The sequence below is a fragment of the Aquimarina megaterium XH134 genome, assembly GCF_000520975.1.
In the GTDB taxonomy this organism is placed as follows: Bacteria; Bacteroidota; Bacteroidia; order Flavobacteriales; family Flavobacteriaceae; genus Aquimarina; species Aquimarina megaterium.
The window spans coordinates 138,452-145,053 of the sequence record NZ_JACB01000035.1; the positions used below are offsets into that span (position 1 = coordinate 138,452).

8 protein-coding genes are annotated in these 6,602 nt (G+C 29.2%); all 8 read right to left on the reverse strand.

All coding sequences use genetic code 11. The annotated features are described in order from the left end of the window. Window positions 1-92 precede the first annotated feature (92 nt). Window positions 93-803, reverse strand: a complete 711-nt coding sequence (locus Z053_RS0118785; protein ID WP_051476095.1) for a M23 family metallopeptidase — start codon at window positions 801-803, stop codon at window positions 93-95. Between the two features lie 7 nt (window positions 804-810). Next, a complete protein-coding gene (locus tag Z053_RS0118790) occupies window positions 811-1,524 on the reverse strand; it encodes a hypothetical protein (protein ID WP_025666526.1) in 714 nt (237 codons plus the stop codon). Window positions 1,525-1,631: 107 nt separating this feature from the next. Then, the gene (locus Z053_RS0118795) at window positions 1,632-2,216 is read right to left on the reverse strand and encodes a hypothetical protein (protein ID WP_025666527.1); all 585 of its coding nucleotides are present in this window, start codon (window positions 2,214-2,216) and stop codon (window positions 1,632-1,634) included. 175 nt (window positions 2,217-2,391) lie between these two features. Beyond that, window positions 2,392-2,976: a hypothetical protein gene (locus Z053_RS0118800; protein WP_025666528.1), complete on the reverse strand. Its 585-nt coding sequence runs from the start codon at window positions 2,974-2,976 to the stop codon at window positions 2,392-2,394. Window positions 2,977-3,065: 89 nt separating this feature from the next. After that, entirely contained in the window at window positions 3,066-3,734 is a 669-nt protein-coding gene (locus Z053_RS0118805) for a hypothetical protein (RefSeq protein WP_025666529.1), read from the reverse strand. 61 nt (window positions 3,735-3,795) lie between these two features. Next, window positions 3,796-4,437, reverse strand: coding sequence for a hypothetical protein (locus Z053_RS28915; RefSeq protein ID WP_025666530.1), 642 nt, complete (start codon window positions 4,435-4,437; stop codon window positions 3,796-3,798). Between the two features lie 154 nt (window positions 4,438-4,591). Next, window positions 4,592-5,590 (reverse strand): hypothetical protein, encoded by a 999-nt coding sequence (locus Z053_RS0118815; RefSeq protein WP_025666531.1) that lies wholly within the window; start codon window positions 5,588-5,590, stop codon window positions 4,592-4,594. A gap of 688 nt (window positions 5,591-6,278) precedes the next feature. Beyond that, on the reverse strand, window positions 6,279-6,602 hold a 324-nt coding region (locus Z053_RS0118820), incomplete at its 5' end, for a T9SS type A sorting domain-containing protein (RefSeq protein WP_025666532.1).

Here is a 6,602-nt window from a genome sequence, read left to right on the forward strand (position 1 = left end):
CAAATTCTATACAACGGTCTCGTATAATTGTTAGTTACAGAATTAAAGTTAATGCTTTTCAGTTAAGCATCACTAGTAATTCGATCAGTGAATTAGTTTTTTCTAATAGATTGACCCCGTACAGGTTCGCCTCTTTCTATTAAGGCATCATTAGCAGAATAGTTTATAAATTGAGCAGGAAGTCCAATTGCGTCGAGATATTCTGGCGTGTTTTGTAAATGATAATGTAAGTGTGGACCGGTAGAATTTCCACTATTTCCGGCTTTACCTACTTCTTGTCCTTTGGTAACCATATCCCCAACAGAAACTAGTATAGTGCCCTTTTTAAAATGTGCCAGCATAGAGTATTCACCATTTAAATGATCTATTATAATATAATTACCAGCAAGATTACTATCATTAATATTATCATTAACGATACCCGATATTCTATTGTCTTCAATATTATTTTCTAAAGCTATTATTTTTCCGTCACCAGGAGCATTTAAGCGTTTACCGAAACAATAATGGTTTTCATTTTTACTTCCATCTCCAGAATGACTACTTCCGTCTATTACTATTCCTATATCATAAGCATACCTTTGACCACTACCATGAGTAATAAAATGATGCCCCCCTTCTAAGTGTGTTCTCCCTCCAACGTATGTATACCATTCTTCTTCAAAAGGCAATTCTAAATCTGTTTTTGTTTGATAGTTTAGGTAGATGTCTTCATCCAATTTTCCTTCATCACCAATTAGGGCGTCAGTACAAGAAGTTAATATCATAACAAAAATAGAGGCAATTGTGTTTACGTGTTTCATAGCTTCATTAGAATTTGTACTTAATACCTAAGTTTAATTGATATTGAACCTCTCTGAAAGCATTTGAGATTTGTAATCTATCATAATTAAAATCATAACTAAGTTTCATGTCGAGGTGATTAGAAAGTGAATAGTTGTATCCTATATTCCAGAGCACACTTTGATAACGATCTAAAGAATACACATTGGCACTAGAATTTGTAACTCTAAATAATAATACAGGAATTGTTAGCTTAGAAAATAGAGAGTGTTTTTCATTAATTTGATAAGAGAATCGACTGGCTATTCCAAGTTTTTGATCTAATATATATTGATAATTATTAGGTATAGGATACAATGACAAATCACTATTAGACTGTAAACCCAAATGAATCCCAAATTTATTTTTGGTATAAATTGGTTTTAAAGACGAAAAACTTAATCCTATTTTGGTGTAATCTAAATTTAGGGCAGGAATTAGATCTGTTTTTAATTCGGATTGTAAATAATCTAATTGTACCTCAACTATTTTTTTCTTTTTGGTTAAACGCTGGTAATTTAGTTTGTAAATAGGGCCATTATAATCATAACGGGACACCGGGGCGATTTCGAGGTTTTTTAATGCACCAAAATTATAGCCTATGGAGAATTCAAGTTTATTTTTTTCGGGAGAAGTTTGAGAATACGAATTTGAGAAAAATAGGATGCAAATTATACCTGGTAAACATTGATTTATTTTCATATAAAGTTAAGATTAGAAAATAGTTCTAAATATGATAAACTTTAATGAAAGACTGTTTGTGTGTTATGAAGTTGCAGTAATCACTTCCTACTAAAAGTTTTAATGTTTTATGATGTTAGGCTATAGTTTTTTATTTCTATTGGTACAATATTACGAAATGGTTCTTGATCGACTTTAAATTCTAATCTATCAAAAGCAATTGCAGATTTGCCATTTTCAATTTCTGAATTGACTAAACTTTCTAAAAATTCAATTCCTTTAGCATCTACTCCATAATAATCCAGAATGATACTATCATTTTTATGAAATAGAGCTTTTATAATTAATGCTTTTCTATTGGTAAAACTCAAATGCTCCAATTTGTCTTTTAGACTAATTCCGATTTCTTCAGCAATTCTTTTTGCATTAGACTCATCAATCCGCATTTTATTAGTCAGGTATTTGCCAACACTTAAAGGAGTTAATAATTTCATGACTGTATGTTGTCGGTAGTTTTTTGCCCAGGGGAAATCGGTTTTTTGATTTTGAAAACGTTTAATGAGTTCAATAGCTAAATCAAAACCTAAAGGCGAACTTTCGGTATCAAAATTTGGAATATAAATTCGTATAAGACTTCCATTTTTCAATTCAAATTCGGGTATAGAAATTCCATTTATTTCAAATTCTTTGTTATGAAAAATACTAGATGTCATAATTATACTTAACGTGTTTGTGTGCGACCTCTTGAGCTGTAATCAAGTTATTTTTTGATTTAAAAGTTTGATTTTTAGTTGTTTGTAATTAATTGTTTAGAATGTCGTAAACTTTTCGTAAACAAAATAAATTCAATATCAATGCCAGTTCTGTATATGGATGTAACATTTTCTATTAGTTGATTTTTCTTTCAAATCTTCTTTTTGACCTTTCATATGAGGTTTCCTCCCAAGTAGAGTCAAAACCATTCCAATATACTCGTATTCTGTAACTTCCAGAAGTTGTCCAAATCAAAACATTCATATCATCAAAATCGAAAACTATATTATTGTTATTGTTATTGCCTCGTAAGAACTTTTTGTTTTTTTCTATCGCTTTTTCAATTTTATTTAAAAATTCTATTGCTTTTTCTTTAGGTAGGTTTTTAAAACCATAACCTTGGTAACTAACACCTGCATTATTCCAGTAATCCCCATAAAAACCGAGTATTAGACCTTCTTTTCCTTTCGATTCACAACGATATAATAATGAGGTCAATTCTCCAGAACTTGCAGCAGCTAATGGTATTGCCTCAAATTGTAAAACTGTTTCTGTTGTTTTTAAAACGTTTTTAAACAGAAATGTTTTTGCTCTAAAAAGAGAAATAGCCTTGCTATATTCTTTCGCTTCATAAAAGTCCCCAGGAACTTGTTCGATTTGTGCGTTTAAATTTTTAAGTCCTAAAAGCAGGATTACAATAAGAAGTAGTTTTTTTGTCATTGGTTTGTGTTTAAATTGCTATTAATGTTACGTATATCACAAGTAGGGCATAAGCTTAAATCATTTTTCTTCATATTTGAGTTGTGTATTTAATAATGTAATTGTTCAAAGTGTTTTCTATATAATTTTAAGAATTCAATATAATTTTCGTGCTCTGATGTAAATAATTGTTCAAATTTTTTTCCTCCACTATCCGTTTTGTCACAATATCCAGTATAATCAAATACAAATATTTTGATTCCTTTTTCAGGAAACAACTGACAATAAACTGCTCTATCAGGATTATTCAGAAAAGCTTCAAAAATATATGGATAATTGAATATTTCTTTATTTGAACTTTCAATAAACAATGATGCTATGTCAACAAAATCTTCAACTTTTTCATTATTCGGTTTAATGAATTCGTGTTCCAATATATTCCTTTGCTGGTTTAACTTTTTTAAAATTTGTGGAGTTATAATACCTATTCTATTTAAAGGTTCTAACTTTTTAGGAAATCCCCAATTTTGTTTTTTAGATTTTTTATGTAAACCATATAATTTTAATAACCCCTCAATTTGAGAATCTATTGCTCTTTTAGCATTTGAAAGAGCATTAACATATTTATGTTCTGTCTCTGATTCTAAGTCGCTATATGCATATTTAATAAACTCAACAGGAGATATCTCAAAGTCAAGATTGTATTGATCTAGGTCTAAAGTAAGATCTTCATCTTTAACTGTTTCTTTAAGGATTTTAATTATTTCGATTGTTCCCATTATGATTTACTTCAAAGATTACTTACAATGTAAGGAACTTGGTTTTATTCAATTTTTCGATTTAAGATTTTGAAATTTTCACCACTGCTTTAACTTTCTTTCTCGCCAGTTTCCATATTTCATCATTCCAATCTGCTTTTTCTAATTTACACTTATAGTCATTTAAAGATTTGTGTAGTTGACCTAGAAATTTAGTGGCATTTATCTGTTTATTTGCTTTATCTAGAATTTTTATATCATCACCTCTTGTTATTTTCCAACCATTCGTCGTTTCTCCTTGATGTAGTATTCCGCACCTAATTGATTTATAAAATATCGTTGGCATATCATCAATAGCAAATTCTTTGAAATTTTCGTCTCGTGAAAAAAATTTCAAAAAGACAGCCTCACTTTTATTTTTGGAATTTTCCCAACCTCTTATAAAAGTTTCAATTGTTTCGATTAGAAGACAACAATTTGCCATAACAGAAAACCCATTTTTATAAAGTAACGAATATTCATCTATTTCTTTTTTTGATTTTTTACTTTTTATTTTTTTTGAAGCTCTATACTCAAAAGGCTTTATATACCTATAGTAGAGCCTCTTGAAAATGAAATCAGCTAGTTGGTTTTTCTTTGTTTGGTCAGCAAGCCAATTTTCAATATCAATTATGCTAATTTCCGTTAAATCTCCGTCTTCGGTATAATATCTTAGTAAATTCATTTATTTTCAGCTAGTTCCTAACGATAAATTGTATGAGTAGTGGCATATTTTGTGGCACTTTCTTATCAAACCGATAGACGGTTTGAGCATACTACAAACCTTGATAATTAACATTTTAATGTTATTACTTATACAAAATGTTGAGCATTCGTTTTTAGTTTTCCTCTTCGATATGCTTAATTTTACCTTTTAATATTTCAATAAACTCTTCTGGACTGTGATTCTTTTCAAGTTCTAAAAGTTCTTTTTCTAATTCACGGGAATTAATATCACTCTGAGTTTCATAATCTAGACAATTTATACAAAAGAAATAATCCGATTGATATTCTTCTGTTTTTAATATATAACTTGGCATAATTAATATTCTTGTTTGAGTATTACATTTCGAACAACATTTTTCATAATCAACTTGTTTTAAAAATGAGAGACCATTTGCTCTTTTCAGCTCAAAACCTCTTGTGTTTTTAAGGAAATCCTCTTTGGAGATTTTATACTCACACACAAAACACTCGTAAGTCCTTTCTTTGCTCTTATAAATCATAAAACTATGGTTTGAACAATTGTCACAATGAACTAAAATACCTTGCTTGTTTTCCACGATACTCTTAATCTTACTTTTATTCTTATCGAGCATTTTAGTTACGTAGGTATCAAATTCATTAGTTAGGATCTTTATCTGTTCAAATTTCTTTTTCTGACCTTCATTAGCATAATTTGCAAGGTTTTCATTCCAGAATATTATTAATTCTCTAATTGCACTAGCTAACAGATGTTTGCATTCTTCAATTTCTATTTTGGCTTCAAAATGTTCGAACTTATTTCGTAATTTTCTTAAATTATTTATTGGAGTATCATTTATATTGATGTTACTTATTCCTTTAAGTCTTTTAATCAAATTATTATAATTAACACTTACAAAATCTCCTTGAATAAGCTTCTGTTCTTTCGCATTACTTACATCTTCAAAAATCAAACTCCAATGTTCTTTCCTTAATCTTTCTTTTAAAATTAGCTGAATCCCTGAAAAAATATTTAAAACTGAATATTTCCAACTACCCTCATAATCATCTCTTTTCCAGATTCGAGTTGTAGGTTTTATACCTTCAATAATAAAATCAAGACCGTTATCAAGTAGATTTAATTCAATTTTCATCTTTTAATTTTCAATTATTATATCTAGGTATTATTAAATGACACCCAACAATTGAATATACCCAATTAGGCATACTTCTCTTATGTCACTTACAAATCTAGTGGGGATTTAATAGATTTCAAATTATTTGTTGAAATCAATGTATAAAATTCAGTAGGTTTTGCTTCTGACTAAGATTATTGGCTTGTTTCTTTTAAAACTAATTAATTAAGTTTTTTAAAAACCGAAATATCCTAACTCGATTTGTTATCAAAATCATCACTATTCCTAAAGCAAGAAACAGCCAAAACCAATTCCAAAATCCTAAAGAATTATCTCGATCAATGGTAGTAGTTTTGTTTTTTTTTATCAATTTCAATAATAGAATTATCAGTACGATTTGAAGTGATTTGTGAAATCTTAAAATTTATTTCTTCAGGCTGTTTCCATAAAATAAAAAACCACATCTTTTGGACGTGGTTTTTTGCTTGTTGTGACCTCCGAGGGAGGGAGTTCAAACTTTTTAGAAGAGCGGGATTTCCTTAAAGGATTTCTTACTTTATAGTAATTTGGTTTTTCTACAAACTAAAATACTATGAATAAAGGGGTATAACTCCACAAAAAACTACCTGAAAAATGAATTAAAGTTTGAAGATACTTTTTATAAATTTTCAGGTAGTTATTATCGTAAAAAAACAAGCTTACTTGGTTATTTCTTTATGAATCTTTTGGTTACCGCCAGTCCGTTTTCAACGAATCGTACAAAGTACATTCCTGAAGTAAACTTAGATACATCTATGGATAAAGAATCAATTTCCGGATTAATCTCTTTTACAATTGTACCAGTAGAAGAGAATATGGTGATTCTTTCAAACCTACCTTTTAAAATCTTTATGTTAAGTTGAGCATTTACAGGGTTAGGATGTAATTTAATATTGTTAAGAGAGTTTTCTGTAAACGTTCTTAATAGATCTCCACTATTCTGCTCATTCGAGCGGTTCCCCAGGTTGACCGTATAGTCTTCTACTTCTCC